This window comes from Rhodococcus sp. RS1C4, assembly GCF_002258225.1.
Lineage (GTDB): Bacteria > Actinomycetota > Actinomycetes > Mycobacteriales > Mycobacteriaceae > Rhodococcoides > Rhodococcoides fascians_E.
The window spans coordinates 57,479-83,216 of the sequence record NZ_NOXZ01000017.1 but is presented as its reverse complement, the minus strand read 5'-3'; the positions used below and the strand labels follow the sequence as shown (position 1 = coordinate 83,216).

General features: G+C 65.0%; 24 protein-coding genes. 14 read left to right on the top strand and 10 right to left on the bottom strand.

What is annotated here, in order from left to right; translation table 11 throughout:
- The first annotated feature begins 61 nt into the window (after nt 1-61).
- Nucleotides 62-1,126 carry a GGDEF domain-containing protein gene (locus tag CH289_RS07070; protein ID WP_231383875.1) on the top strand — a complete coding sequence of 355 codons (1,065 nt, stop codon included), beginning with the start codon at nt 62-64 and terminating at the stop codon, nt 1,124-1,126.
- 36 nt (nt 1,127-1,162) lie between these two features.
- Here CH289_RS07070 and CH289_RS28680 read toward each other — a convergent pair whose 3' ends face one another.
- Both CH289_RS28680 and CH289_RS07060 read right to left on the bottom strand, forming a co-directional pair.
- Nucleotides 1,163-1,828: a DUF4190 domain-containing protein gene (locus CH289_RS28680; protein WP_256977068.1), complete on the bottom strand. Its 666-nt coding sequence runs from the start codon at nt 1,826-1,828 to the stop codon at nt 1,163-1,165.
- 48 nt (nt 1,829-1,876) lie between these two features.
- Entirely contained in the window at nt 1,877-2,662 is a 786-nt protein-coding gene (locus CH289_RS07060) for a pirin family protein (RefSeq protein WP_033189762.1), read from the bottom strand.
- Between the two features lie 212 nt (nt 2,663-2,874).
- Here CH289_RS07060 and CH289_RS07055 point away from each other — a divergent pair, with 212 nt between their 5' ends.
- Nucleotides 2,875-4,254, top strand: a complete 1,380-nt coding sequence (locus tag CH289_RS07055; protein WP_094727714.1) for a maltokinase N-terminal cap-like domain-containing protein — start codon at nt 2,875-2,877, stop codon at nt 4,252-4,254.
- A 6-nt stretch (nt 4,255-4,260) separates the two neighbouring features.
- On the opposite strand, the gene CH289_RS07050 is transcribed toward CH289_RS07055, so the two are convergent.
- On the bottom strand, nt 4,261-5,220 hold the full coding sequence (locus tag CH289_RS07050) for a pirin family protein (RefSeq protein WP_020112398.1): 960 nt from the start codon (nt 5,218-5,220) through the stop codon (nt 4,261-4,263).
- 123 nt (nt 5,221-5,343) lie between these two features.
- Between CH289_RS07050 and CH289_RS07045 the strand changes: the two genes are divergently transcribed.
- The 9 genes from CH289_RS07045 to CH289_RS07010 all read left to right on the top strand — a co-directional run bounded on the left by CH289_RS07045 (nt 5,344) and on the right by CH289_RS07010 (nt 15,465).
- Entirely contained in the window at nt 5,344-5,940 is a 597-nt protein-coding gene (locus CH289_RS07045) for an MSMEG_1061 family FMN-dependent PPOX-type flavoprotein (protein WP_094626594.1), read from the top strand.
- Between the two features lie 10 nt (nt 5,941-5,950).
- The gene (locus tag CH289_RS07040; protein WP_094727633.1) at nt 5,951-8,095 is read left to right on the top strand and encodes a molybdopterin cofactor-binding domain-containing protein; all 2,145 of its coding nucleotides are present in this window, start codon (nt 5,951-5,953) and stop codon (nt 8,093-8,095) included.
- 45 nt (nt 8,096-8,140) lie between these two features.
- Nucleotides 8,141-8,599 carry a (2Fe-2S)-binding protein gene (locus CH289_RS07035; RefSeq protein ID WP_026348098.1) on the top strand — a complete coding sequence of 153 codons (459 nt, stop codon included), beginning with the start codon at nt 8,141-8,143 and terminating at the stop codon, nt 8,597-8,599.
- A gap of 102 nt (nt 8,600-8,701) precedes the next feature.
- Nucleotides 8,702-8,872, top strand: a complete 171-nt coding sequence (locus tag CH289_RS28215; protein WP_019666883.1) for a hypothetical protein — start codon at nt 8,702-8,704, stop codon at nt 8,870-8,872.
- Between the two features lie 72 nt (nt 8,873-8,944).
- Nucleotides 8,945-9,397: a GtrA family protein gene (locus CH289_RS07030; protein ID WP_019666882.1), complete on the top strand. Its 453-nt coding sequence runs from the start codon at nt 8,945-8,947 to the stop codon at nt 9,395-9,397.
- 44 nt (nt 9,398-9,441) lie between these two features.
- On the top strand, nt 9,442-11,673 hold the full coding sequence (locus CH289_RS07025) for a DUF2254 family protein (protein WP_094727632.1): 2,232 nt from the start codon (nt 9,442-9,444) through the stop codon (nt 11,671-11,673).
- A 322-nt stretch (nt 11,674-11,995) separates the two neighbouring features.
- Nucleotides 11,996-12,958 (top strand): acyl-ACP desaturase, encoded by a 963-nt coding sequence (locus CH289_RS07020; RefSeq protein ID WP_026348097.1) that lies wholly within the window; start codon nt 11,996-11,998, stop codon nt 12,956-12,958.
- 48 nt (nt 12,959-13,006) lie between these two features.
- Complete coding sequence (locus CH289_RS07015; RefSeq protein WP_179276766.1) at nt 13,007-14,557, top strand: acyl-CoA carboxylase subunit beta; 1,551 nt, start codon at nt 13,007-13,009, stop codon at nt 14,555-14,557.
- An 8-nt stretch (nt 14,558-14,565) separates the two neighbouring features.
- Nucleotides 14,566-15,465 (top strand): esterase/lipase family protein, encoded by a 900-nt coding sequence (locus CH289_RS07010; RefSeq protein WP_256977067.1) that lies wholly within the window; start codon nt 14,566-14,568, stop codon nt 15,463-15,465.
- On the opposite strand, the gene CH289_RS07005 is transcribed toward CH289_RS07010, so the two are convergent.
- The 4 genes from CH289_RS07005 to CH289_RS06990 all read right to left on the bottom strand — a co-directional run bounded on the left by CH289_RS07005 (nt 15,456) and on the right by CH289_RS06990 (nt 20,234).
- Entirely contained in the window at nt 15,456-16,148 is a 693-nt protein-coding gene (locus CH289_RS07005; protein ID WP_020112390.1) for a response regulator, read from the bottom strand. The genes CH289_RS07010 and CH289_RS07005 overlap by 10 nt on opposite strands.
- Nucleotides 16,141-17,760, bottom strand: coding sequence for a sensor histidine kinase (locus CH289_RS07000; protein ID WP_037158954.1), 1,620 nt, complete (start codon nt 17,758-17,760; stop codon nt 16,141-16,143). Before CH289_RS07000 ends, CH289_RS07005 begins: the two co-directional genes overlap by 8 nt.
- 13 nt (nt 17,761-17,773) lie before the next feature.
- Nucleotides 17,774-19,159, bottom strand: coding sequence for a GntP family permease (locus tag CH289_RS06995; protein ID WP_094727630.1), 1,386 nt, complete (start codon nt 19,157-19,159; stop codon nt 17,774-17,776).
- 94 nt (nt 19,160-19,253) lie between these two features.
- Nucleotides 19,254-20,234, bottom strand: a complete 981-nt coding sequence (locus CH289_RS06990) for a Bug family tripartite tricarboxylate transporter substrate binding protein (RefSeq protein ID WP_256977066.1) — start codon at nt 20,232-20,234, stop codon at nt 19,254-19,256.
- Nucleotides 20,235-20,432: 198 nt separating this feature from the next.
- Between CH289_RS06990 and CH289_RS06985 the strand changes: the two genes are divergently transcribed.
- The gene (locus CH289_RS06985) at nt 20,433-21,137 is read left to right on the top strand and encodes a M50 family metallopeptidase (RefSeq protein ID WP_019666877.1); all 705 of its coding nucleotides are present in this window, start codon (nt 20,433-20,435) and stop codon (nt 21,135-21,137) included.
- Here the strand turns inward: CH289_RS06985 and CH289_RS06980 are convergent.
- The 3 genes from CH289_RS06980 to budC form a co-directional block, all read right to left on the bottom strand.
- Entirely contained in the window at nt 21,082-22,533 is a 1,452-nt protein-coding gene (locus tag CH289_RS06980; RefSeq protein ID WP_037184062.1) for an NAD(P)/FAD-dependent oxidoreductase, read from the bottom strand. The two genes, CH289_RS06985 and CH289_RS06980, sit on opposite strands and share 56 nt — an antisense overlap.
- Nucleotides 22,534-22,765: 232 nt before the next feature.
- Nucleotides 22,766-23,077, bottom strand: a complete 312-nt coding sequence (locus CH289_RS06975) for a hypothetical protein (protein WP_230594019.1) — start codon at nt 23,075-23,077, stop codon at nt 22,766-22,768.
- 90 nt (nt 23,078-23,167) lie between these two features.
- Entirely contained in the window at nt 23,168-23,950 is a 783-nt protein-coding gene (budC, locus tag CH289_RS06970) for a meso-2,3-butanediol dehydrogenase (protein WP_037184064.1), read from the bottom strand.
- Nucleotides 23,951-24,018: 68 nt separating this feature from the next.
- Between budC and CH289_RS06965 the strand changes: the two genes are divergently transcribed.
- Both CH289_RS06965 and CH289_RS06960 read left to right on the top strand, forming a co-directional pair.
- Nucleotides 24,019-24,954, top strand: a complete 936-nt coding sequence (locus CH289_RS06965; protein WP_033190333.1) for a lysophospholipid acyltransferase family protein — start codon at nt 24,019-24,021, stop codon at nt 24,952-24,954.
- Nucleotides 24,955-24,968: 14 nt separating this feature from the next.
- On the top strand, nt 24,969-25,703 hold the full coding sequence (locus tag CH289_RS06960) for a 1-acyl-sn-glycerol-3-phosphate acyltransferase (protein WP_019666872.1): 735 nt from the start codon (nt 24,969-24,971) through the stop codon (nt 25,701-25,703).
- The last annotated feature ends 35 nt before the right edge of the window (nt 25,704-25,738 follow it).

Here is a 25,738-nt window from a genome sequence, read left to right as displayed (position 1 = left end):
CCATCTCTCGCAACCGGACCGCGGAGTTGGTTCCATATTCGGGCGCAAAGGAGACGTGCTGGTGACGTTTCTGCGCAGATGGTGGCGTCAGTCCTACAGCTACGACTGGATGGTCCATTACTTCGACGGGCACGGTGCACTCACTGCGTACCGGGTGGGCGTCGGTTTGAGCTGTTTGTGTTTCGGCCTCGCCGCCATCACGACGTACCTCACTGCAGTTCCTCCCACCTCGACGGTGGCCGATGCCGTGATCATCGGTGGAACCGTCTCGTCTTTCGCCTTGGGGCTGCTCTGGATTCGCGGGCCGTGGCCGCACGAGCACCGCTCGCTGATGTTCGTGATCTACGCCGACGTCGGGACCACTCTCGCGTTGCTGTCCTACGGCTCGATCCAGATGTCGTTTCCCGGATGCGCGCTGTTGGCCGCCACCGGTGTCTACGTGCAGATCTTTCACAGTCCGCGGGTGCTGTTGATGCATCTCGGATGGTCGGCGTGCACCGTCGCGCTGATGTTCGTGCTGATCATGACGACCCCGCACTTGGACCACGGTCTGGCGGTATCGCAGCTGGTGGTGTTGCTGCCGGTGATGTTCGCGGCGCCGGTGTTTCTGCAGTCGGTGTTGCTCAGTCTTCGGATCGACGCCGACGGCGCCAGAACCGACCCGTTGACCGGGCTGCAGAACCGGCGCGGGCTCGACGAGAAGGTCGCTCAGTTCCTCGGTGCTGCACCCGACGTGTCCGTGATGGTCATCGACGTCGACCGGTTCAAGTCGATCAACGACCGGTTCGGCCATCAGGCGGGCGACGTGGCGTTGCAGCTCATCGCCCGGCGGCTCCGCGTCGACGATCTGCTCGTTGCGCGTACCGGCGGTGAGGAGTTCGCCGTGGTCGCCAAGGTGGGTCTGGAACAGGCCAGATCGATCGCCGAGTGGTTGCGCAGTCGACTGCACTCACCGCAGGACGCATGCCCTCTGACGGTCAGTGTCGGGCTCGCACATGTCAGGCCCACCGAATCCGACCCGGTTCGGACCGTCACCGGGTTGATGCGCCGGGCCGACGTCGCGATGTACGAGGCGAAGCATCGGGGCGGCAATCAGGTCGTGGACATCGGTTCCCTCCGCACGTGAGCACCCGGCAGGGGAACCGACGTGCGGAGGGACTCGCTAGCGGTATCGGTCCTCGATGTTCTGCTGGAATCTGTCGCTGCACTGGTCCTGGGCGGACTGGCTGCTGCCTGCGTCGTTCATGCAGTCGACGAACTCCTGCCCGCCGACGTTGCTGAACCAGCTGACACCGAAGGCGATCAGCGCAACGGACAGCGCTGCAGCGACGAAACCCAGAATGATCGCGACCAACGACACGGTTCCGTTGGTCGCGGCGCCCTTCTTCACTCGCGATCTCGCCACGAACCCCAACGCCACCGCAAGCAGGCCGAGAATGATCCCGCCGACGACCGACCAGAACGTCAGTACGCCGATGATCGCCGCGACGAGCGCCACCGTGCCCAGAGTGTTCTTCGGCGTCGACGGCGGGTACTGCCCGGGCTGCTGGTAGCCACCCGACTGGTAGCCACCCGACTGGTAGCCCCCGGACTGGTAGCCACCGGGCTGATACTCACCCGTCGGGTAGTTGCCGGGTGGCGGGGGATATCCGCTCGCCGGTGGTGGGTAGTTGCCGGGCGGTGGCGGGTAGTCACCGGGCGGTGGCGGGTAGTCACCGGGCGGTCGCGGGTAGTCACCGGGCGGTCGCGGGTAGTCACCGGGCGGTCGCGGGTAGTCACCCGATGGCTGATTGCCGGGTTGCTGGTCTCCAGGTGGCGGATAGGTCATGTGGTGTCCCCCCGTTGTGGTTGCGTGAATGGTGTCGAAGGCAGCGTGTCAGAAGCCGAGGCGGGAGTGCATTTCCCAGACCAGGATTTCCGCGTGTTCGTACGACTGGATGCGCTGCCCACCGGAATCGCTCATCCGTATGGCGTCCCCTTCGTACAGTTCCCCGACTCCCTCGACCTGCACGGTGCCCTGTGCGACGAAGACGTGGAGGAACGGGGCTTCGGGGAGCGTGATGGGCCGTTCGGGTTGTAGGCGAGCGACGTGCAGTGCTGCCGCCTTCTGATTGATTCTGATCGCGGCGTGGCCGTCGTGCTTCTTCATTCCGGATGCGACGGGTACCAATCCGCCGCGTAACAATTCGTCGTCCACCTCGAGTTGCTCGTAACCGGGATCGAGACCGGGCGTGTCCGGAACAACCCACATCTGGACGAATCTGACCGGCTCCTGGTGGGTGTCACCGCTGATGCGCCAGGAATCGTTCTTCTCGGAATGCATGATGCCGCGGCCTGCGCTCATCCGTTGCGCCAGACCGGGATAGATGACGCCGGAGTGTCCGATCGAATCCTGGTGAACCAGTGACCCTTTTGTCACCCAGGTCACGATCTCCATGTCCTTGTGTGGGTGGCTGTCGAATCCTTGCCCGGGAGAGACGATGTCGTCGTTGTTGACGAGCAGCAGGCCGTGGTGGGTGTTGTCCGGGTCGTAGTGCTGGCCGAAGGAGAAGGAATGTTTCGAGTCCAGCCATGCCACACGGGTTTTCAGGCGATCACCGGCGCGATGGATGTCGATGTGCGGGATCGAGGGTTGGTGCGGACTACGTCGTGGAGCGGACATGAGACCACTCTACGGAGCGCGCTCGAACCTCGGAACTGTCCTCGCATAACTTTCGCGCGACGAAAGGGGCCATGTGTGAGCGAATGCGACGCTGGGTAAGGGTCGATAGGGTTCGGGTGCATCGAACTGCGGTGCACATCGAACTGCGGTGCACATCGGACTGCGGGGCACATCGAACTTCGGGCATACCGAGCGAAGGCGGCACACTTTTCATGATCGAGTCGACGGGCGTGACCACGGTGGATCTCGAGACGGCACTGCTCACCTGGATTCCGCAGCAGCGTTGGTTCGCCGCGAAGGGCACACCGGTCGTTTCCCTCGACATCGTCGAACGCGTGCGCATCGGCGCCCGTTCCGACGTGACGGCCGAGCATCTGCTGGTGGACATCGGGCTCGACGCTCCGCTCGCGCAGAGTCCACAGGTGCAGCGGTATCAGGTTCCGTTGGGGTTTCGCAGCAGCGCCCCCGACGAGGTGGCTGCCTGGCAACTTCCGCTTCCGGATTACGACGTCGTCGTGTACGACGGTTTGCTGGATCCGGCGATCATCTCGCTGTACGGTGACGCGCTTGCGGACTCGGCGTCGATCGGGCGCATCGAATTCGAGACGCTCGCCGACGATTCGGTGGATTCCGGGTTGGCCGGTCGAGTACTGGGTGCAGAACAGTCCAATACGTCGGTTGTGCTCGGCGAAGTGCTGCTGCTCAAGCTTTTTCGTCGTATTTCACCGGGTGTGAACCCCGATATCGAGCTGCATCGAGCGCTGGCGGAAGCCGGCTGCGGCAACGTCGCGCCGCTGCGTGGGTGGATTCAGACGGAAGAGTTCGGCGATCTGTCGATGCTGGGGATGGCGCAGGATTTCGTCGTCGACTCGGCCGAGGGGTGGACGACTGCCCTTGCGTCCGTCGCGGATCTGATCGCCGCGGGCGAGTCCGACGGATTCGCGGTGGAGTCGTTCGAACTGGGCAAGGCCGTTGCGCACGTCCACGCGGATCTGGCGACGGAGTTGGGAACGTCGAGGCGTCCGGCAGCCGAGGTGGTACAGGAGATCACCGAGCGGGTCGAGGCGGCGGCGCTGGTGGTGCCGGAGTTGGCCGAGTGCCTGCCTGCAGCCCGTGAACTGATCGCTCGCGCTCGCTCGGGTGAGACGACGGTGCAACGCATCCACGGCGACCTTCATCTCGGTCAGGTACTGCGGACACCGCTGACGTGGCTGCTGATCGATTTCGAGGGGGAACCGTCCAAGTCGCTGGAGGAACGTCGACGGCCGGACAGTCCGTTGCGGGACGTCGCGGGCATGCTGCGATCCTTCGACTACGCCGCACACCATCTGCTCGTGGATGGTGCCGGGCCGGACGGAGCCGGGCTGGACGAGGCAGTTGCGTCGAGGTGGGTGGAGCAGAACTCCGCTGCGTTCTGCGAGGGGTATGCCTCGGTGACCGGGGAGGATCCGCGCGCCACCGAGGCACTGCTGGGTGCGTACGAGTTGGACAAAGCCGCCTACGAAGCGGTGTACGAAGCGCGCAACCGGCCTACCTGGCTGGAGATCCCGATGCGGGCGGTACGACGACTGGCGCCGCCCGCCCGCACCTGACGATCCCTACTCGGTCGGTGCGCCCAGTCGCCCGGCCTGGTAGTCCTCGAACGCCTGCACGACCTCGGACTTGGTGTTCATGACGAACGGTCCGGCCATCGCGACGGGCTCACGGATCGGCTTGCCGCCGAGCACGAAGATCTCCATCGACTCTCCACGCGGATCGGCGGCGAGGTCGATGACGTCGCCCCTGCCGAACAGCGCGGTCTGGCCCATGCGGATCGGCCTGCCTGCCGATGCACTCCCGACGGATCCGTCCCCGCCGACGGTGCCCGAACCGGCCAGCACGTAGGCCAGTGCGTTGAACTCCGGGTTCCACGGGAGGGACAGTGCTGCGCCCGGTGCGACCGTGATGTGCGTGAGCGCGATCGGGGTGTACGTCGATCCCGGACCCGGGTGTCCTGCCACGTCACCGGCGATCACGCGGATCAGCGCTCCGCCGTCACTGCTGGACAACAGTGCGACCTTGTTGCCCGTGATGTCCTGGTACCGCGGAGTCGCCAGTTTGTTCGCTCGCGGAAGGTTCACCCACAACTGCACCCCGTGGAACAGTCCACCGGACATCACCAGGTGCTCCGGCGGCGCTTCGATGTGCAGGATGCCCGCACCGGCCGTCATCCACTGGGTGTCGCCGCCGCCGATGGTTCCGCCACCGCCGTGGGAATCCTTGTGTTCCATGATCCCGTCGATCATGTACGTCACCGTCTCGAAACCACGGTGCGGGTGCCACGGAGTTCCCTTCGGCTCACCGGGCGCGTAATTCACCTCGCCCATCTGGTCCATGTGAATGAACGGATCGAGCGAAGAAAGGTCGATACCCGCGAACGCCCGACGAACCGGGAACCCTTCACCCTCGAACCCTGTGGGCGCCGTGGTGACGGTCTTGACCGGCCGGGCCACCGCCGTGGCGTCGGGAAGGGGGATGCGGGGGAGGGCAAGGATGTTGTCGACCGTGACAGCGGGCATGGTGGGCTCCTCGACGATGCAGTCGGCTGGTTTTCCGCCGGCTGGATTTAGTTGCTTAGTCAACTACTGCTGCCGAGTGTAACGGCCACGAAGACGATCTATTCCCCCGCTACCCTGTACTGCATGTCGGCACTTCGAGACGCTGCGTTCGCAGCCACCATCGCCTCGGTTCCGGATCTCGAAGACCTCGTCGGCGAGCCGTCGGAACTCGTACGAACCAAGGTCGGGCACGTGGTCACCCCCGGGGTCCGAGCGTTCCTGGACGACGCCCGCTTCCTGCTCTTCGCGACGTCGGATGCCGACGGCAACTGCGACGTCAGTCCGCGGGGAGATGCGCGCGGCGCTCTGCTGCATCTCGACGACCGGACGTTCGTGATCGGAGATCGTCCGGGCAACCGGCGAGTGGACAACTTCCGCAACGTCCTCGCCAACCCACACGTCGGAATGCTGTTCGTGGTGCCTGGTGCATCGCACACACTCCGGGTCAACGGCCGCGCCACGCTGACGGTGGCGCCCGAGATCCTCGACCTGCTCGAGGGCGAGGAGGCACGGCCCAAGCTCGGTGTGGTCGTCGAGGTAGAAGAGATATTCGCGCACTGCCCCAAGGCTTTCCAGCGTTCAGGGCTCTGGGACAGCGCGCAGTGGGTCGACCCGTCGTCCCTTCCCAGCTCCCGCGACATGACTGCGGAACTCAAAGCGGTAACACGCGTTTCGGCGTGACCGTTCAGGCATGCGTGACGAGAAGGGGGAGTCGGTGTGGAGTAGGCGAGCGTTTCTGACGACTCTGCTCATCGCTCCGACGCTCACCGTTGCGGTGTCGCCGTCCGCCTCGGCCCAGGATGCGACGGGTCTCGGTGACAGCATGGATCTGGGTGACGTCTTCATCGCGGCGGGCAAGCCGACGGAGCATCTGCTGGTCGTTCTGGATGTACGCGCCGACGGCACCGTCGGTCTTGTCCTTCCTCGCGCCGAGGTGGGGCAGGGTCTGACGACGTCGCTGGCGATGCTCGTCGCCGACGAGCTCGACGTACCCGTTTCGGCCGTGCGCGCGACCCTTGCCGATGCCCGTCCCGAACTGCTGTTCGGCCAGATGACCGGTAGTTCCAACTCGATCCGCTCGATGTACTGGCCGGTGCGTCATGCGGCAGCGGGTGTGCGGGCACGTCTGATCGCGGCGGCCGCGGCGGCGTGGACGGTGCTTCCCGACGCGATTTCGCTACGCGAGGGTGTTCTCACCGCTCGGGACGGTCGGTCGATGGGGATCGGATCCGTTGCCGTGGCCGCCGCCGACCCGTTGCTGCGTGTCGTCTCCGGTCCGCCCAAGCCGCAGAAGAGTCTCGCCGGGACAGGCAGGCTCGATGCACGCGCCATGGTGACGGGCGCGCACGAGTACGCTCTCGACCTCGACGTGCCGGGCGCACTTCCCGTTGTCGTCAAGCGTCCCCCGACGATCGGCGCCCGCGTGGACGGCGTCGACGAAGCGAGCCTGCGAGGCCTTCCCGGTGTGGTCGACGTCGCCGTGATCCCGACAGGTGTCGCGATCATGGCCGAGACCTTCGGCCAGGCCATCGAGGCTGCCGCGGCGGCGCAGGTCACGTGGACGGCAGGCACCGTCGACGACGAGAACGACGAGTCCATCCGAGCTCGGCTGCACGGCGCCGTCGAACCGTTCGACACGGCAGGTGATCTCGAGGCCCGTTTCGATTTCGCGTTCGTGTCGCACGCGCCGATGGAAACCAATTCTGCTGTAGCAGATGTGCGTTCGGATTCGGCCGAGGTCTGGGCCTCGATGCAGACACCGATCATCGCGAAGCAGACCATCGCCCGCGCGCTCGGCCTGCCCGTGTCGAGTGTGACCGTGCACGTGGTTTCCGGGGGTGGATCGTTCGGTCGCAGACTGTTCTTCGACGCGCCGTTGGAGGCCGCTCGAATCTCGAAGGCCATGGGCAGGCCGGTTCGGTTGATGTGGACGAGGGTCGACGACATGCGTCACGGCCGGGCCCGTGCGGCATCCCATCACAGGTTCGCCGTCCGCACCGACGGTCGGACGGTATCGTCGTTCGATCATCGAATCGCTTCTGTTGCAACGGACTTCTCGCACGGGTTCGGTGAGGCGTTGACCGCCGGAAGCGGTGGATCGGGACGGTCGGTGTACGCGCGGACCGTGGTCACCCCCTACCGATTCGGCGGGGTGCAGGAGTCACTGCGTGAAGTGGACCTGCCGATGAACACCGGCAGTTGGCGATCGGTGTTCTCCGCCACCAGTCGAGGCGCCGCGGAAATCGTCGTCGACCGGGTCGCGGCGCGACTGGGCATCGACCCGGTCGAGTTCCGTCGCGCACACCTCGAGGATCCACGCCACAGAGCGGTGCTCGACGCCGCCGCGTCCTCCAGCGGGTGGGGTGACCCACTACCCGCAGGAGTGGCTCGGGGAATCGGGTTCCATGCCGAGTACCGGTCGTGCGCGGCGGTCGTGGTGGAGATCGATGCGGTGGATCCGGAGCGGCCACGCGTCCGGCGTGCGGTGATCGCTGTGGACGTGGGTACGGTGATCAATCCGCTCGGATTGGAGGCGCAGATGCTCGGTGGCCTCACCGACGCCATCTCGACGACACTGTCCGCGGGCCTGCACATCGAGGCCGGGCTTCCGTTGGAGGGCAGCTTCTCGCAGTTCCACTACGCCAGGCAGCGAGATTCGCCGCTGGACGTTCAGGTGGTCGTCGTCGACGGTGGCGGCGAGCCGGGAGGTGCAGGCGAGCTGGGGGTGCCTCCCGCCGTCGGGGCCGTCGCGAACGCCTACGAGAAGGCCACCGGACGTGACATCACGTCGTTTCCCCTGCGGTTCGCCGTCGACTTCGAACCGTTCCCCCGATGACTACCGCTGCCACGGAAGGTGCACCTGTATGACGGACTCTCGCTCATGACCGACTTCGTGGTGAACGGTCGACCGGTGTCCGTCGATGCCCCGGGCGATCTTGCGTTGCTGTGGGCGCTGCGGGACAAGCTGGGCATCAGGGGACCGAAGTACGGGTGCGGCATCGGGGTGTGCCACGCGTGCACGAGCCACCTCGACGGCGAGGAGATCCTGCCGTGTGTCACGCCGCTGGCCGAGGCCGAGGGCCGCGAGGTCACCACCATCGAAGGTCTGGCCGACGGCGACCGCCTGCATCCGGTTCAGCAGGCCTGGCTGGACGAGGACGTAGCCCAGTGCGGCTACTGCCAGCCGGGGCAGATCATGGCCGCGGTCGCTCTGCTTCGTCGTACTCCCGAGCCGACCGACGAGGACATCGACCGCATCGAGAACGTGTGCCGCTGCGGCACGTACTTCCGGATTCGACGTGCCATCGCGCGAGCCGCCGAGCTGGGTGGAGAAGGGTGAGAGGGTGGCACAGCGTCGGCCACGGATGTCCGATTCGGGGTGGATTCGACCCGCACTTCGGCTGCCCAGTACGGTAAGGGGCGACACGGGAGGTAGGCAGTTATGGAAAGTATCGGCGCGTTCATCGGAATCGTCGTGGTCGTTCTGACGATCGTCTTGGTTGTTTTCGGGTGCGCGATGCTGTTCCTGGCGTCCGTGAAGCCTGATCTGTTCAACTTCGATCTCACGCGTGGCAAGCGCGCCAAAGCGGAGAAGAACACCCGTTCCAAGTAATTCGGGCCCTTCTTCGGTGACATAGGCCATAGTGCGGGACCGAATGTCGTAGGTCTGCGGTTGTATGGATTCATGAGCAGCAGGGTCGACACGCATACCGGAGTCGATACCTGCGGGCCGCGGCTCAAGGCCAGGTTCCTCGGTGAATCGGCCACCGCGCAATTTGTCAGATTCGTTGTCGTCGGCGCGTCCAGCAATGCCCTGTACGCCGCGCTGTTCGTGGCTCTCGCGACGTTCGGGTCGTTCGTCGCCAACATCGTCGGTATCGCCGCCAGCACCGTGTTGGCCAACGAACTGCATCGTCGCCACACCTTCCACGCCGCGGAGCGTGTCGGCTGGTTCCAGACTCAGTGGGAAGCAGGCGGCCTCGCGCTCGTCGGGTTGGCACTCGGTACTGCCGCACTCGCCGCGGTGCACGTGCTGTTCCCCGGCTCGTCCGCTCTGGTCCAGATAGTCGCGGTCGTCGCCGTGAGCGCAGCCACCGGCGCTCTCCGCTTTCTCGCCCTCCGCGGGTGGGTTTTCTAGCTCTCACCACGTAGTTCACCTGCCCGGCTATAGGCTGGCTGGCCATGAGCAGGTGGTTCACCGAGACGATCGTCGACAATGGTCGATTACCGCTGTTCTTCCTGCTCGTGTCGTTTCTGCTGGCCTTCCTGTTCATCCGCTTCAGCGTTCGCATGATCCGGGCCGAGGTCTCCTGGTGGCCGGGCAACGTCACCCCCGGTGGGATGCACATCCACCACGTGATGTTCGGGCTGATCATGGTGCTGATCTCGGGTTTCTCGCTGGTCGCGATCGCGAACTACCACACCCCGGTCGCCAACTGCATCCTCGCGAGCGTCTTCGGCGTCGGTAGCGCGTTGATGCTCGACGAGTTCGCACTGATCCTGCATCTGCGTGACGTGTACTGGGCGGAGGAAGGTCGAGCGTCGATCGACGCGGTCTTCGTTGCGGTCGCCATCACCGGGCTGTACCTGCTGGGGGTGCATCCGATCGGTTTCGCCGGCGACTTCGACGCCTATCAGCAGGATCGTTCGTTGGTCACGCTCGCTCTCGTGCTCGGCGGGCTCGCGTTCCAGTTGGCGCTCGCCGCGGTCACGTTGCTCAAGGGCAAACTGTGGACGGGACTCGTCGGGTTGTTCTTCGTGCCGTTGTTGATCGTCGGCGCGTCGAGGCTCGGGCGGCCGGGTTCTCCCTGGGCGCGGTGGAGGTACGCGGACAAGCCGAGCAAACAAGCCAAAGCGTGGTCGCGTGAGAAGCGATTCCGTGAGCCGATGATCCACGCGAAGATCGTTGTGCAGGAGGCACTGTCCGGCCGCTTCGGAGTCCCGGTGAACATCGCCCCGGTGGACATCGCCCCGGTGCAGGAACTGCCTGTCGCGGCGACGCCCCAGGCGCCGAAACCCCCATTGCCGAACCGAGTGTTGGCGACGATCCGGTGGCGCAGCACGCGCCGACGTCTGCGCAGGCCTCCGGTGTGGCGCCTTCCGACCCTGCTGGTGCTGTTCTTTCTGATCCTCGCACTCGTTCTCGTCGTCGTCGACGCCGAACTCGCGGGCAGCGACGGAAACGTCACGGTCGATTCGAGTCTCGACATCGGTGCGACGGCAACACTGCTGGCAGTGATCGCGGGAGGAATGATCACCCTCACCGGTCTGGTGTTCACGGCCATCACCCTGGCCATGCAATTCGGCGCGTCGCAGATCTCGGTGCGTGTGGTTCCGATGCTTCAACAGGAAGCCATCATGCGATGGTCCATCGGAATGTTCCTGTCCACCTTCGTGTTCGCCATCGTCATCGCCTCGGACATCGCGCTGTCCGGTCAGTCGTCGTCGCCGGTACTGTCGACGTCGATCGCTATTCTGCTGTCGTTCGTCAGCGCGTTCCTGTTCATCGGGCTGGTGGCCCGGGTCGGGATGATCCTGAACTCGTCCCGGCTACTGCGCTGGCTCGCTGCCCAGGGCAGAACCTCGATCGTTCGAATGTATCCGGCAGCCAGGGAATCAGCCCCGACGACATCGGCGGACAGTGCAGTGGTGCCGGAGCCGGACGATCGAGCGTCCTCGCCCGAGGAGACGTCGACGGTGAGGTTGACGCAACTCTCACCGGACGGACGAGTGCTGCTGGCGGTGAACCTGGCCGGCATCCAACGCATGGCATCGTCCTGGGGAGTGACCGTGCAGCTGATGCCGACCATCGGCGAATTCGTCGCCCAGGACGCCGTCCTGTTCCGCGTCGAAGGACCGCAACTGCGGGTTCGGCCGCACAAGCTCATGGCGGCCCTCGTCTTCGGAGACACGCACAGCCCGACGGTCAGTCCTGCTGCCGCCCTGCAGGCCATCGTCGACATCGCGTTGAAAGCCTTGTCCCCGGCCATCAACGACCCAGGACGTGCGGTACAGGCAATGGATCACCTGGAGGACCTGCTGATGACACTCGCACCGCGAGTGCACGCAGAAGCCGAGGACTCTGCGCTCACCCGCGTCCGAGGAACGCGTCGGACATGGGGTGATTACGTCGCAGTCGCTACCGACGAGATCCGACACTTCAGCCGCGGTTCGACCCAGGTGCAGCGTCGACTCCGGTCGTTGTTCGAAACCCTGACGGCCGCATGCCCGCCGGATCAACACCCACCGCTGCTCGCGCGGCTGAGCGCGCTCGACGCTCAGGTGGCGCGCGAGTGGTCGGGCAGTCTCGACGTCGGCCTCGCCAGCGTGGCCGATCCCCAGGGCTTGGGTTCGGAGATGGGGGCGATGGGCCGAATCCTCCCGCTGAGGCTGGGAGTGGAGCCTGCGGAATGACCCGGGGGCTGGGAGTGGAGCCTGCGGAATGACCCGGGGGCTGGGAGTGGCGCCTGCGGAATGACCCGGGGGGCACCTGCCACCCTTTTTACGAACTCCGCATACTCGTTCAAAGGTGAACAGGCGTGGCAGGTCGATAAAAAGGGTGCCAAGTCGCGCAGACGGGGTGGCGGTGACGGGTGGCGCCGGCACGACGGTGTGAGCCTGCCCAAAGTCCCCACGGGCAGGCTTGCTACATCTAACAGAATTTCCGGCAGCTGACGTTTCGACCGGTCGAGCACACCTACGCTCTCGTAGGTATTCGATTCGAGGAGGCATGTCCATGGTCAGGGAACTGACACAGCTGGAGCTGCTGCAGGAGCTGGTTCCGGTTGCGGAAGACAACGTGAACCGGCATCTGTCGATGGCGAAGGAGTGGCATCCCCACGATTACGTGCCGTGGGACGAGGGCCGCAATTTCGCGGAGTTGGGCGGCGTCGACTACGACCCGGAGCAGAGCAGGCTGTCGGACGTGGCACAGGCCGCGATGGTCACCAACTTGCTCACCGAGGACAATCTGCCGTCGTATCACCGCGAGATCGCCGAGAACTTCTCGCAGGACGGCGCCTGGGGTACCTGGGTCGGCCGGTGGACCGCCGAGGAGAACCGTCACGGCATCGTCATGCGTGATTACCTGGTCGTCAGCCGAGGCGTGGATCCCGTCGCGCTCGAAGAGGCTCGCATGATCCACATGACCAACGGGTTCGCCTCTCCCGCCGGTTCGCACACGGGGCTGCTGCATTCGGTGTCCTACGTGACGTTCCAGGAGCTGGCGACGCGCGTGTCGCATCGCAACACCGGCAAGGTCTGCGAGGACCCCATTGCCGACCGCATGCTGCAGCGCATCGCGGCGGACGAGAACCTGCACATGATCTTCTACCGGAACATCTGCGGCGCCGCGATGGACATCGCGCCGGATCAGACGTTGAACGCGGTGTCGGACATCGTGACGAACTTCCAGATGCCCGGCGCTGGGATGCCGAACTTCCGCCGCAACGGTGTGTTGATGGCCAAGCACGGCATCTACGACCTGCGCCAGCACCTCGAAGAGGTCGTGTGGCCGGTACTGCGCAAGTGGCGAGTGTTCGAGCGCGAGGACTTCACCGGCGAGGGCGAGAACAAGCGTGAGGAACTCGCTGTGTTCCTCGACGACCTCGAGAAGCAGGCGACGAAGTTCGAGGAGATGCGCGACCGTTCGCTGGCTCGTGATGCGGCCAAGGCGGAGAAGGCACAGAAGGCGTCCTGATCCCCGCTCGCTTGCACCCTGGGGCCGTACCGAACACGGGAGTTCGCACTGAACACGACAGCCGAGAAACTGTCCAGCCTCGCCGAGAAACTCGACCGGGCGCACAGTCCAGGTAGCGAGAGGGCGATCGCCAAGAGAGCCGCTGCCGGTTTACCCGGTCCGCGAGATCGCATCGACGCGCTCCTCGACCCGGGCAGTTTCATCGAGTACGGCGCGTTGATGCGGGCTCCGGGCAGCCCGAAGAATCCGTACGGCGACGGCGTCGTCACCGGCCGCGGAACTGTCGGGGGCAGGCCTGTTGTCGTGTATTCGCACGACAACACCGTGTTCGGTGGCTCGCTCGGAGAGATGTTCGGCCGCAAGGTCGTTGCGATGATGGAGTTGGCCGCGAAGACGGCGTGTCCGATCATCGGTATCAACGATTCCGGTGGCGCCCGGGTGCAGGACGCCGTGACGTCGTTGGCTTTCTACTCCGAGATCGGGCGCCGCCAGCGGTTGCTGTCCGGATTGGCTCCGCAGATCTCCATCATGCTCGGCAAGTGTGCTGGTGGTGCCGCGTATTCGCCGGCGTGCACCGACTTCGTCGTCGCAGTCCAGGACCAGTCGTACATGTTCGTCACCGGACCGGACGTTCTGAAAGCGGTCACCGGGGAGGATATCTCGGCGGAGGACCTCGGTGGCGCGACGAAGCAGGCCGGCTACGGCACGGTGCATCACGTCGCCGATTCCGAGGCCGACGCGTTCGTGTGGGTGAAGACGCTCCTGGGCTACCTGCCGAGCAACTGCCACGAGAGCGCACCCATCGTGAACCCCGGTCTGGAACCGACTGTGACGGAATCGGATCTGAGCCTCGATTCCTTTCTGCCGGACTCGGACAACACCGCCTACGACATGCACGACGTCATGATGAAGGTCTTCGACGACGGCGAGTTTCTCGAGGTCGGTGCGCTGTACGCACCCAACGTCATCACTGCCTTCACCCGAGTGGACGGCAGAACCGTCGGAGTCGTCGCGAACCAACCGACGTATCTCAGTGGAGCACTGGACATCGCCAGTTCGGAGAAGGCAGCGCGCTTCATCTACATCTGCGACGCCTACGCCATCCCGATCGTGTTCCTCGTCGACATCCCCGGCTATCTGCCCGGCTTGGAACAGGAGCGAGCCGGCGTCATCTATCGGGGCGCCAAACTGCTTGCCGCAGTGATCGAATCGACCGTACCGAAAGTGACCGTCGTCATCCGAAAAGCCTACGGAGGCGGGTACGCAGTCATGGGTTCGAAGAACCTCGGTGCCGATCTGAACTTCGCCTGGCCGACGGCACGGATCGCGGTCATGGGTGCCGAGGGTGCCGTCGGGTTGCTGAAGCGCCGGGAGATCGAGGCAGCGGGCGAGGACGGCCCGCGGGTGCGTCAGGACTTCATCGATTTCTACAACGAGTACGTCGCGACGCCGTACACCGCTGCCGAGCGTGGATACATCGATGCCGTCATCGAACCGTCGCAGACCCGGCTCGACATCAGGCGCGCGCTGAAACTGCTCGCGGACAAGACCCCCGAGCCTCTCCCACCTCGGCGTCGATCGCTGCTGCGGCCTGTGTGAGCACGAACATGAGTGGAGGGACCCGCATCGGAGCGTCGGCGATCGTCGTTCTGGCGTTCGTGTTCGGCGCGGGCACTGCCGGGATCTCGGGAGCGGCCCCTTCTCCGGACGTCACGACGGAGACCGTCGGTGTCGGACCCGAGGCGTCGACGCGGAACGAAGCGTTGCCGTACGCCCAGCTGCATCCCGACGCCGCACCGGCGGGGTCCAACGACTTCGGCTGCGTTCCGTCCGAGGAACATCCGGAACCCGTTGTGCTGGTTCACGGCACGTACAGCACTGCGTACGGAACCTTCGCGTCGTTGTCACCGGCACTGAAGGCGCAGGGCTACTGCGTGTTCGCTCTGAACTACGGGGAGGAGGCGACGAGCGCGGCCGGACTTCTGCAGCGACGTGGAGTCGCTTCTGTGGCCCGGTCCGCACACGAGCTGAGCGTCTTCGTCGACGGTGTCCTGGAACGGACCGGGGCAGAGAAAGTCGACATCGTCGGTCATTCGCAGGGTGCACTGGTGGCTCGACAGTATCTCCGGTTCGGCGACGGAGCGCCGAAAGTAGGTTCGGTGGTGAGTCTTTCGGGTTCCAATCACGGAACCACCCTCGGTAGCCGAACGGACCTGGCGCCCGACCCGAACCTCGGCTCCGTCCTCGGCCAGGCTGCAGTGGATCAGACGCGAGGATCACCGTTCCTCGAGGCGCTCGACGCAGGTGGTGACACCGAACCGGGCGTCGACTACACGGTCGTCGCCTCTACCGGCGACACAACCGTCACCCCGTGGGAGTCGACGTTCCTCACTGCAGGACCAGGGGCGAGTGTTCGGAACATCACGTTGCCTCAGCCCGTGGGCCACTCTTCCGTGCCGTACGCACCGGAGGTGCTGGAGATCGTCTCGGATGCGCTTCAGGGCTGAGTCGTCGTGCGATACCGATGCACTGGGCGGCCTGCGCGCCCGTACTCCAGGCGAACGGTCAGGACACCAACGGACGAATAGTGTTCGAGGTAGCGCCGAGCACTGACCCTCGACAGACCCGCGAGCTCGGCGCACTCGGTCGCCGATACTTCACGGCCGTTTCGAACGGCCTCGAGCACGAGCTGTCCAGTTTCCTGACTCAGACCCTTCGGTAACACGACGGGCTCGGCCGGTCGTGCTACGCCGAACAAGGAGTCGATGGTCGACTGGTCCATCGTGGTCGGATCTGCCAGCGCGCGAGCCCTGCGCAGATAGTTGTCCAGTTTCTCCACGAGCTGCGGATACTCGAACGGTTTGACGAGGTAGTCGGACGCACCGCCGTGCAAAGCTTTGCCGACGGCATCGAGTTCCAGCGCCGCCGTGACGACTATGACGGCGACGTCGTAGCCTTCACCCCGAAGCTGCTGCAGCGCAGTGAGTCCCGACGTGTCCGGGAGGTAGACGTCGAGCAGTACGAGATCTGGTTCGAGCTCGCGAACTGCTGCCACGGCATCGGCGGCGGTATGGACGATTCGAACGGTCCTGAAGCCAGGAGTGGCGTCGACGAAGCGACGGTGTATTTCGGCGACCATGAAGTCGTCGTCGACGACGAGCACCTTGCGCGGCGGGGACTGGTCAACCATCGGTGTCGATCCTATCGACTTCGGTTGGAATGAACACCGTGAACCGCGCCCCGCCGGTGGTCGGTGAGTCGTCGACCACCGCCGTGCCTCCGTGTTGGGTACTGACGATTCGTACCAGCGCGAGGCCGATACCGCGACCGCCAGGAGCGTCGGGTTTGGATGTCACGCCGCGTGCAAAGATCTCGTCGCGCATGCTCACGGGAACGCCTGGGCCGGAATCGGACACCTCGATTTCGATGCCGTCGGAATCGTCGATGAGTACCGTGACCCTGGCGCCGTGGACCGAGGTCGACGCTTCGACGGCGTTGTCGACGAGGTTGCCCAGGACGGTGATGATGTCGGTCGCGAGCATCGGGTCCAGAGCCGAAAGGTGAGAATCGGGTTCTAGTTCGAGAACGATCCCCGTCTCGGCGGCGAGGGAAGTCTTGGCAATGAGAAGCGCTGCGACCGCGGGGTCGGACACGGCGTGCGTGACGGCGTCGCTGATCTCGGCGCGCCGGCGAGTGAGGGCGCCGACGAAATCCGTTACCGCGGAATGGTCACCCAGTTGATTGAGTCCGGAAATGGTGTGCAGCTGGTTGGCGAACTCGTGGGTCTGCGCGCGCAGCGTGTCGGTGACGGATTTGTGCGAGGAGAGTTGGCTCTGCAACCTGGCCAACTCGGTACTGTCGCGCATCGTGGTGACCGTCCCGATGCGGTGTCCCCGGCTCGATGCTTTACGGCGACTCAGAACCAGAACCTTCGACGCAGTGGCGAGTACGACGTCGCCGCTGTCCTGTTCGTCCATGAGGTATTCACGCACCGCCGGTTCGATTATCACGTCGTCGACGGTGCGCCCCACTGCGGCGGTTCCGCTCGAGCCGAGGAGTTCGGCTGCACTGTCGTTGAAGACCGTGATGACCCCGTCCGGGTTCACCGCGACCACACCTTCGCGAATGTTGTGCAGCAGCGCTTCTCGGTGATCGGCCAGGCTTGCGATCTCGGCGATCTCCAGTCCCCGTGTGTGCATCTTGATCCGCCTCGCCAACAGCAACGAGCCGGCCAGGCCGAGGCCGGCACCGATTCCGAGATACAGGAGCAGCGGCGCCCCGGCCTCGCCGATGAGATGCCACGTCGACGGGTACGACGAGCTGACCGCCACAACGGCACGGACGTCACCGTTCGGAGAAAGAACGGGTACGTGGCCTGCGATCGCGCGTCGGCCGTCGATGTCGACGTCACCACTCCACGCCCGACCGCTGGCGGCGTCGCCGTCCAGTTCGTCGCGCTGCCCGACGCGATCCGGCGTCGACGACGCAATGATTCGGCCACTGGGTAGGACGATGTCCGCCAGAGTGGCACCCGAGAGATCCACGGCCCTGTCGACTTCCGGGGCCAGCACGCGGTCGGCCTCGAGTGAGTCCAGCTGCTCACGCACGACGGGTGTGGAGGCGAGATTTTCTGCTACCGCAACCATGCGTCCGCCCTGGCTGTCGCGGAACTCCGCTCCCGATTGGTGGACCGAGACCCCGGCGACGGCGACGAGCACGACCGCGACGACGACCAACTGCAACAGCAGGACCTGCTGCGCCAGGCTCCTGGCACCGGGTCGTCGTCGAGTCATGCTCTTCATGATGGCGGTCGGCTCACACGGATGCGAGTACGAACACGACGCAGGACAGCGCGAATCCGACCAGTGAGATGAGCGTCTTGATGACACTCCACGTCTTGAAGGTCGTCGGAACGTCCATTCCGAGCAACTTGCCGATGAGCCAGAAGCTCGCATCGTTCACGTGCGGGAAGATCGACGAACCTGCAGCCAGGGCCAGGATCATCGCGACGGTCTGGACCGGGTTCAATCCTGCGGCCATGATCGATGCGCCGAGCAGTCCTGCGGACGTGGTGATCGCAACCGTTGCGGTTCCGAGTGCGATCCGCAGAATCGCGGCGACGATGAACGTGGAAAGAATCAACGGGAGACCCAGTTCGCGCAGGGTCTCGGCCAGGGCGTCGCCGATGCCGCTTGCCAATAGCACTGCGCCGAACATGCCGCCTGCACCGGTGATGAGGACGACGGGTGCGATCGGTTTGAGGGCGTTGTCGAGCAGATCTTCGACGAATGTCGCGGTGCGTCCGCGTCGTAGCGCGAGCACGTAGATGGACACGAGAACGGTGATGAGTAGTGCGACCGGCGTCGATCCGATGACCTGAGGGATGGTGACCCACGGCGAGTTCTCGTCCAGACTGCCCGTCCGCGCGGCGGTGGTGACGGCGGTGTTGGCGAAGATCAGCAGCAGCGGGAGCATCAGGAGGGCAACGATGGTGCTCGGCTTCGGCGGATTCTCCACGGTCTCCACCTGTGGTCCGCCGCTCAGTAGATCGGGGACCGGCAGGTTGATTCGCTTGCCGATGAACGTTCCGTACAGGTGCCCTGCAATGAACCAGGTGGGGACCGCGACGACTATGCCGATGAGAATGGTCAGGCCGACGTCGCCGCCGAGAAGAATGGTCGACGCCACCGCGCCCGGGTGCGGCGGGAGGAAGACATGCATGGTCGAGAGTGCTGCCGCGCCGGGCAGTGCATAGAGCAGCACGCTACCGCCGAGCTTGCGGGCGACGCTGAAGATGATGGGCAGCATTACCATGAACGCTGCGTCGAAAAAGATCGGAAAGCCGAACAACAGTGATGCGACGCCGAGCGCGAGCGGTGCACGTTTGTCGCCGAATCGTCGAATCAAGGCGTCGGACAATGATTGTGCGCCGCCGCTGATCTCCGCGAGACGACCGAACATCGCGCCGAGTCCGACGAGCAGTGCGACTTCGCCGAGCGTCGTGCCGAACCCGACGATCAGCACGTCCTGTATCTCCGAGATCGGAATCCGAGCCGCGAAAGCTGTTGCGATGGAAACGATCACGAGAGCAAGAAGAGGATGCAGCTTGACCTTGATGATCAACAGCAGCAGAACCACGATGGCGACGACGGCTATGGACAGCAGTGCCGTTGTGGAAAGGGTTTGGACCCAGTCGTCCACGAGAAGTCCTTCCGTATTTTTCGGGCGCAGCGGAGTGTCCGCATGGCAGTGTTCATCGGCCGGCGTCGGGCCGGGGAGGGTCAGGGTTTCCTCGTTACCGAGGCACACCCAGTTCGCCGAGGGTGCTCTTCATCCGAACATCCTCGGCTGCAAGAAATTCGGAGAATCGGTCACCGGCGAGGAACGAGTCGATCCAGCCGTGTTCGACGGTTGCGCGGTGCCAATCGTCGGTATCGCGCATGCGGGCGAGCATGTCGATCAGGTCGGCGCGGACTTGATCGGGGATGTCCGGTGGAGCAACGAACCCGCGCCAGTTGGTGAACACGAGATCGATGCCGGAATCGATGAGAGTCGGTGTGTCGCCGGACGGATTCGACGCAGCGAGCACGCGGAGCGACCCTGCGCTGATCTGGTCGATGTACTCACCGGCCCCCGCGATGGCGACATCGACACTGCCGTCGATCGCCGCCGTCAGAAGATCCCCTGCACCGTCGTATTCGACGATGTGGAGGTCTCTGGTGTCGAGGCCGACAGCTCGGGCCAGTTCCAACGCGAAGACGTAGTCCGGACCGCCGACCGCCGAACCGACCCCGACGGTGAGAGTGGCGGGGTCGGCGTGCCAACGGTCGACGAACTGTTCGACGGTCTGCAGCGGCGCGCTCGATCGAACGATGAGCGCTTCCGGTTCGTCGACGAGCCGCGCGAGCGCCGTCGTGTCCGACAGACCCCACGGTGACCTGTCTACGTGTGCCGCACCCACCACGCCGACTCCGACCATGCCGAGAAGCGACACGTTTCCGCTTTCACGCATCACCCTCGCGAGCGCAACCGATCCGCCGCCGCCGACTACGTTGAACTTCTCGATGGGCCCGCTCAGCTCGTGGTTCTCGCAGATGCGTGCGACCGTGCGAGCGGTGACGTCGTATCCGCCGCCCGGAGTGTTGGGGATGAGCATGCGGAGATCCGACGGCGGCGGGTCCGCGGTCAGGGCGCAGCCGGCCGACAGCGCTATCGGCAACAAAGCCATAGCGGTCAGTGCGCGTCTACGCGTCATCGGATTCGGTCGGTTCGTCATCGCCCGTTCATCTTGACCCACCGTCGTGATCGCCGTCACGCATAGGAAACCAATGGACACAAAGGTCTTTGTGGTCGTGCGGGGGTCACTGGCGGCGGAGCCGCACGCGGGGGTCACTGGCGGCGGAGCCGCACGCGGGGGTCACTGGCGGCGGAGCCGCACGCGGGGGTCACTGGCGGCGGAGCCGCATAATGAAGGGTGACCGAATTCTGGGACCGCATTTCCGCGGTGAGTCCTGATCCACCCGTATGGATCGTCCAAGTAGCAGCGCTGGTCGCTCTGGCGATCGTGTTGATTCCGCAGACGTGGAGGGTTGCGCGCAATGTCGTGACGATCGCCCACGAGGGTGCTCATCTGTTCGTTGCTCTGATCACCGGTAGGCAACTGGTGGGACTGCGATTGCACTCGGATACGTCGGGCGTCGCGATTTCGAAGGGCAAGCCGACGGGCCTCGGGGTCATCGCGATGACCTTCGCGGGATATGTCGGGCCGTCGCTGCTCGGCCTCGGGGCGGCGTTCGTACTGGGCACGCAGCGCGCGTCGGCGGTGCTGTGGATCGGAATCGTCTCGATCGCACTGATGCTGTCGATGATCCGCAACGTCTACGGAGCGTTGTCGTTGGTCGTGGTCGGTGCGGCGCTGTTCGCGGTGTCCTGGTGGGGAACCGGCGAGCAGCAGGTGGCCGCCGCGTACTTCATCACCCTGTTCTTGCTGATCGCCGGACCACGGCCCGTCCTCGAACTGCAACGCTCACGCAGTCGAGGACGGGCACGCGATTCCGACGCCGATCAGTTGGCTCGCCTGACGTTCCTACCGGGAATCGTCTGGGTGGGCCTGTTCCTGCTGGTTACGTCCGGCTGTCTTGCAGTGGGCGCGTGGCGGATTCTGGCTCCGGTGCAGTGACCGGGGCGTCGCTTCCTGGGGTTTCCGGTGCGGTGAAGTAGAACATCGCGCGCCTGGCGTCGACTTGCTGCTCGGTCATCGCCAGCTGGCCTCGTCCGCGGGAGAAGAACGCGGTCAGCCAGGAGATCACGGTGGTGAGGCGGCTGCGGAAGCCGACGATGTAGAGCAGGTGAACCAACAGCCACATGACCCAGGCGATGAAGCCGGTGATCTTGATGGGGCCGACCTGCGCGACGGCGGAGAAGCGGGACACCGTCGCCATCGAGCCCTTGTCGAAATACTTGAAGTCCTTGCGCTCGGGTACCTGCTTGCCCGCGCGCACTGCTTCGACGCCGTCTTCGATCACGCGTGCCGCGTAGCGGCCACCCTGGATCGCGACCTGTGCGACGCCGGGGAGCTTGTCCAGTGCCATCATGTCGCCGACGACGAATACTTCGGGGTGGCCGGGGAGGGTGAGGTCCTTGTTCACCAGGACGCGGCCTGCGCGGTCGATCTCGGCGCCCGACTGTGCGGCGAGGGTCTTGCCGAGTGGGCTCGCGGCGACACCCGCAGACCAGACCTTGGTGCGCGAGGCGATGCGTCGGACGGTTCCGTCACTGTCCTTGACGGTCAAGCCGTTGGCGTCGAGGTCGGTGACCATCGCGCCGAGCTGGATGTCGACGCCCATCGTGGTGAGCCGTTTCGCGGCCGCCTGACCGAGGGAGTCGGCGAACGGGGGCAGAACCTTGGGTGCGGCGTCGAGCAGGATGATCCTCGCTGATCGCGAGTCGATGTGCCGGAAGGTGCCGTCGAGGGTCTTGTTCGCGAGTTCGGCGATCTGGCCTGCCATTTCGACGCCGGTAGGTCCGGCGCCGACGACGACGAAGGTCAGCAGCTTCTCGATCTCGGCCGGGTCCGTGGCGAGTTCGGCCTGATCGAACGCTCCGAGGATGCGGCCGCGGAGCTCGAGGGCGTCGTCGATGGTTTTCATGCCCGGTGCGTATTCGGCGAAGTGGTCGTTGCCGAAGTAGGACTGGCCGGCGCCTGCGGCGACGATGATGCTGTCGTAGCTGGTTTCGGTGATGCGCTCGAGGAACTGGGAGGTGACGACTCGCTTCTCGAGGTCGATGGCGTTGACCTCGCCGAGGATGACCGAGGCGTTGTGCTGGTCCTTGAGGATCATGCGGGTCGAGGGGGCGATCTCTCCTTCGGAGAGGATGCCGGTGGCCACCTGGTACAGCAGTGGCTGGAAGAGGTGGTGTGTGGTCTTCGCGATCAGCGTGACGTCGACGTTGGCCTTGCGCAGTTGTTTCGCCGCGAAGAGACCGCCGAACCCGGAGCCGATGATGACGACGTGATGCCGATGTACTCGCTGGGCGAGTGCGGGAGTCAGGTCAGGCGTGGTGGATGCGGACATTGGTTGTGTCCTTCTTCGGTTCGGGACGGTCGGGTGCGAGGCCGTCGTGTGTGCTGTGTCACTATGGTGCTTGAAGACTACACCAGTCCATGTGCGAATGTTAAGACAATATCGCCGACACTTTCGACCGTTTCGTCGAGGCGGTGGATGGGACATCCGGACACAGCACACAGCACACAGCACACAACGCCATCCGCGGTTCGCGGACGGCGCTGTGGATCGTTCGGGTGAATCAGTCCTTGTGCGGTGTCCGCTCACCGGTGTCGGGATCGATGTCGAGCACGACGTCAGGAGAGTCGGGATGGTAGAGGACGGGCCGAGCCGCCGTGGCGCGCTTCGCGCCGGCGCGTAGTAGAAGGACGCCGGACGCCACCAGCACGATCGTTGCGATACCGGCGATCCATACCCATCCCTCGAAGCCACCTGCGAGTGCGGTGATGAACAACGCGGCAGCGACGATGCCGGACATCACCAGGATGATTCCGGTGCGGTTCTCTGCGGTCTTGATCCAACGCGGACCGGGCGCGGTCTTGTTCTTGGCCATGACGAGTAGTCCCTTCGGGTTGCCTGGGCCTGAGATACCCGCTGGGAGATCGTTCACACAACCTGTGCTCGATTGCGGACGAGTCGATCGTCAGGCCGGCGGCCGGGGAGTCCCGACGGATGCAGTGGTGCCGCCGTCGACTGGGACGATCACGCCCGTCATGTAGGCGGCGTCGGGTGAGGCGAGGAAGAGTGCCACGCGCGCAATGTCTTCCGGCTCGCCGACGCGGTCGAGGGCGACGCGGTCCATCAGTGCGCCGCGGAATGTGGGGTCGTCGAGGCGGGACTTCGTCTGTTGGGTCGCCGTGAACGCGGGGGCGATGGCGTTCACCCTGATCCCACGTCGTCCCAGATCGAGAGCGAGGCTCTGCACCAAGGTGTTCACGCCGCCCTTCGTCGCGTTGTACGCGAACTGGCCCCAGTCGCCGCCCAGGCCGGCGACCGACGACATCGCGATCAAGTTGCCTCCCGATCGTTCGAGGTGGGGAACCGTGGCTCGCGCGACATGGATGAGCGCGTCGAGATTGACCGCCCGCATCCGGTCCCACGCCGAGTGGTCGAAGTCGTCGATGACCGTGGGTTCGCTGAGTCCCGCGTTGTTGACGACGACGTCGATTCGGCCGTGTCGCGCAACGATGTTCGCCACGACGCGGTCGACCTCGTCGCGTTGCGTCACGTCGACGACCCACGCCGATGCTCGGTCTCCCCAGCCGACGACGGTCTCCCGCAGTGTGGCGTCGGACCTGCCGAGGACGCATACCGTCGCACCCTGTTCCAGGAACGCGACAGCGACGGCTCGGCCGATACCCGAGCCGCCGCCGGTCACGACGACCACGTGCTCGGCGTAGGGATACGACGCCCATGCGATGGCCATTGGTACAACCTCCCGATCCGCGTTTTGTATGGACATTAGTTCTTGACGAGGTGGAGTACGGTTCGGGTATGAGTGATGCAGATCACCGGAGTGAGGAACTGCAGGAGCAAGCTCAGCGGCAGGCCGCGGCGGCACGGGTGAAGATGAAGCACCGCCGCGACCGGCAAGAAGGGGGATTGGGGGGATACGTCGCCGAACGGGCGGGGGACTGGGATCTGGACGATCAGAACACGGCCGCGATGGATCGGCAGGTGCGGTTCTGGCGGTTCGTCACCGACAAATGGTTCCGGATGGAGATCGACGGATGGGACAACATCCCCGACCCTCCGGTGCTCGTCGTCGGAGTCCACACCGGCGCACCGTTCGTGTGGGACGCATGGACTGTCGGTGCCCAGTGGTGGCGACGCTTCGGCGAGAAGCGGACTCTGCACGGCACAGCGCACGACGCGCTGATGGCGTTCCCCGTCATCGGAACGGTGTTTCGCGCGATGGGTGTGCTTCCGGCCGCCCCGGACTCCATGGCGACCGCACTGGCCGAGGGCCGCGACGTCATCGTCTGGCCGGGCGGCGAAGTGGACTCGCTGCGGCCGTGGAGCGAACGCGATGTCGCAACCCTCGGCGGGCGAACGGGTTTCGTCAAGATGGCGATCCGCATGGGCGTTCCGATCGTCCCGGTCGCGACGGTCGGCGGGGCCGACGCGATGCCCGTGCTCGTTCGAGGTGACAGGCTCGCGCGAGTGCTGGGACTCGACCGGATCGCACGGCTCAAGGTGTTCCCGATAGCACTGTCTCTGCCGTGGATCATCGCCCCCGCGGCGCTCCCTCAGATTCCGCTTCCGGCGAAGATCCGCACCAGGTTCATGCCGGCGATCACCGTCGACCACGACCCGACGCGTTGCGAGGACGAGGACTACGTCGACGCGAAATACGAGGAAGTGCGCGCGCTCATCCAGAGCGGAATGGACGACCTCGCGACGAAGCGTCGGTTTCCGATCTTCGGGTAGCTAAGCTTCCCTCCATGGATCGACCCGCGGTAATTCTGGAGAACGACACCACTGTTTACGACTTCTATCTGCGCCACCAGCAGAACCGTCAGGTCGCGAGATTGGCCTACGCAACGCTGGCCAGGCGCTTCAAGCCGCGCGTGAGCTACCCCGAGGGCGCGCGGGAGGAACTGCGTCGCCTCGTCTACGACGACACGCGCCTGATCATTGCCGTCAACCACCTGTCGGAGACGGACCCGTACACCGTCGCCGCGACGGCATGGGCGTCGCCGCTGCGCCCGGTCATCGGACGGACACGGGTGCTGGCCAAGGACGAGCTGTTCCAGGAACCCAAGCAGCGCAGGCGGATCGACATGATGGGCGGAATACCGGTGTTCCGCGGGAAGAATCACGGAATGCGGGCCGTCAGCGCGGCAGGCAACCGCATGATGGACGTCAGTGCCGAGCGGGTGCGACGCGGTGACGACTTGGCGATCTTCCCCGAAGGAACCTGCAACCTCGAGGATCCGACGAAGGTGCAGAAGGTGGGCAGCGGCATCGGCCACATCGTCTCGCGCGTTCGTGCGCTCGGCGTCGAGCCGGTTCTGATCTGCATCGGGCTGAGCTACGGCGACCCGCAGAAGCTCAAATCGGCGAGCGTGTACATCGACACTCCGATCACCGATCTGCCGGAGAAGCCGTTGCACATCACGCGCACTGTGTCCGACGGTATGCAGCAGGCCCTCGACGGCGCGGTGGCCGCTTACTGAGCGGTCACTCGGTTGTTGGTAGAACAGGTGACAGA

Coding starts and splice junctions, on each gene's coding strand:
- CH289_RS07045 (WP_094626594.1), top strand. CDS start 5,344: ATGTCGGCACTTCGAGACGCTGCGTTCGCAGCCACCATCGCCTCGGTT.
- CH289_RS06975 (WP_230594019.1), bottom strand. CDS start 23,077: ATGGCCAAGAACAAGACCGCGCCCGGTCCGCGTTGGATCAAGACCGCA.
- CH289_RS07000 (WP_037158954.1), bottom strand. CDS start 17,760: ATGAAGAGCATGACTCGACGACGACCCGGTGCCAGGAGCCTGGCGCAG.
- CH289_RS06965 (WP_033190333.1), top strand. CDS start 24,019: ATGAGTGATGCAGATCACCGGAGTGAGGAACTGCAGGAGCAAGCTCAG.
- CH289_RS07050 (WP_020112398.1), bottom strand. CDS start 5,220: ATGCCCGCTGTCACGGTCGACAACATCCTTGCCCTCCCCCGCATCCCC.
- CH289_RS06980 (WP_037184062.1), bottom strand. CDS start 22,533: ATGTCCGCATCCACCACGCCTGACCTGACTCCCGCACTCGCCCAGCGA.
- CH289_RS06990 (WP_256977066.1), bottom strand. CDS start 20,234: ATGACGAACCGACCGAATCCGATGACGCGTAGACGCGCACTGACCGCT.
- CH289_RS07030 (WP_019666882.1), top strand. CDS start 8,945: ATGAGCAGCAGGGTCGACACGCATACCGGAGTCGATACCTGCGGGCCG.
- CH289_RS07035 (WP_026348098.1), top strand. CDS start 8,141: ATGACCGACTTCGTGGTGAACGGTCGACCGGTGTCCGTCGATGCCCCG.
- CH289_RS07060 (WP_033189762.1), bottom strand. CDS start 2,662: ATGTCCGCTCCACGACGTAGTCCGCACCAACCCTCGATCCCGCACATC.
- CH289_RS28215 (WP_019666883.1), top strand. CDS start 8,702: ATGGAAAGTATCGGCGCGTTCATCGGAATCGTCGTGGTCGTTCTGACG.
- CH289_RS07005 (WP_020112390.1), bottom strand. CDS start 16,148: ATGGTTGACCAGTCCCCGCCGCGCAAGGTGCTCGTCGTCGACGACGAC.
- CH289_RS06960 (WP_019666872.1), top strand. CDS start 24,969: ATGGATCGACCCGCGGTAATTCTGGAGAACGACACCACTGTTTACGAC.
- CH289_RS28680 (WP_256977068.1), bottom strand. CDS start 1,828: ATGACCTATCCGCCACCTGGAGACCAGCAACCCGGCAATCAGCCATCG.
- CH289_RS07020 (WP_026348097.1), top strand. CDS start 11,996: ATGGTCAGGGAACTGACACAGCTGGAGCTGCTGCAGGAGCTGGTTCCG.
- CH289_RS07025 (WP_094727632.1), top strand. CDS start 9,442: ATGAGCAGGTGGTTCACCGAGACGATCGTCGACAATGGTCGATTACCG.
- budC (WP_037184064.1), bottom strand. CDS start 23,950: ATGGCCATCGCATGGGCGTCGTATCCCTACGCCGAGCACGTGGTCGTC.
- CH289_RS07010 (WP_256977067.1), top strand. CDS start 14,566: ATGAGTGGAGGGACCCGCATCGGAGCGTCGGCGATCGTCGTTCTGGCG.
- CH289_RS07055 (WP_094727714.1), top strand. CDS start 2,875: ATGATCGAGTCGACGGGCGTGACCACGGTGGATCTCGAGACGGCACTG.
- CH289_RS07040 (WP_094727633.1), top strand. CDS start 5,951: ATGCGTGACGAGAAGGGGGAGTCGGTGTGGAGTAGGCGAGCGTTTCTG.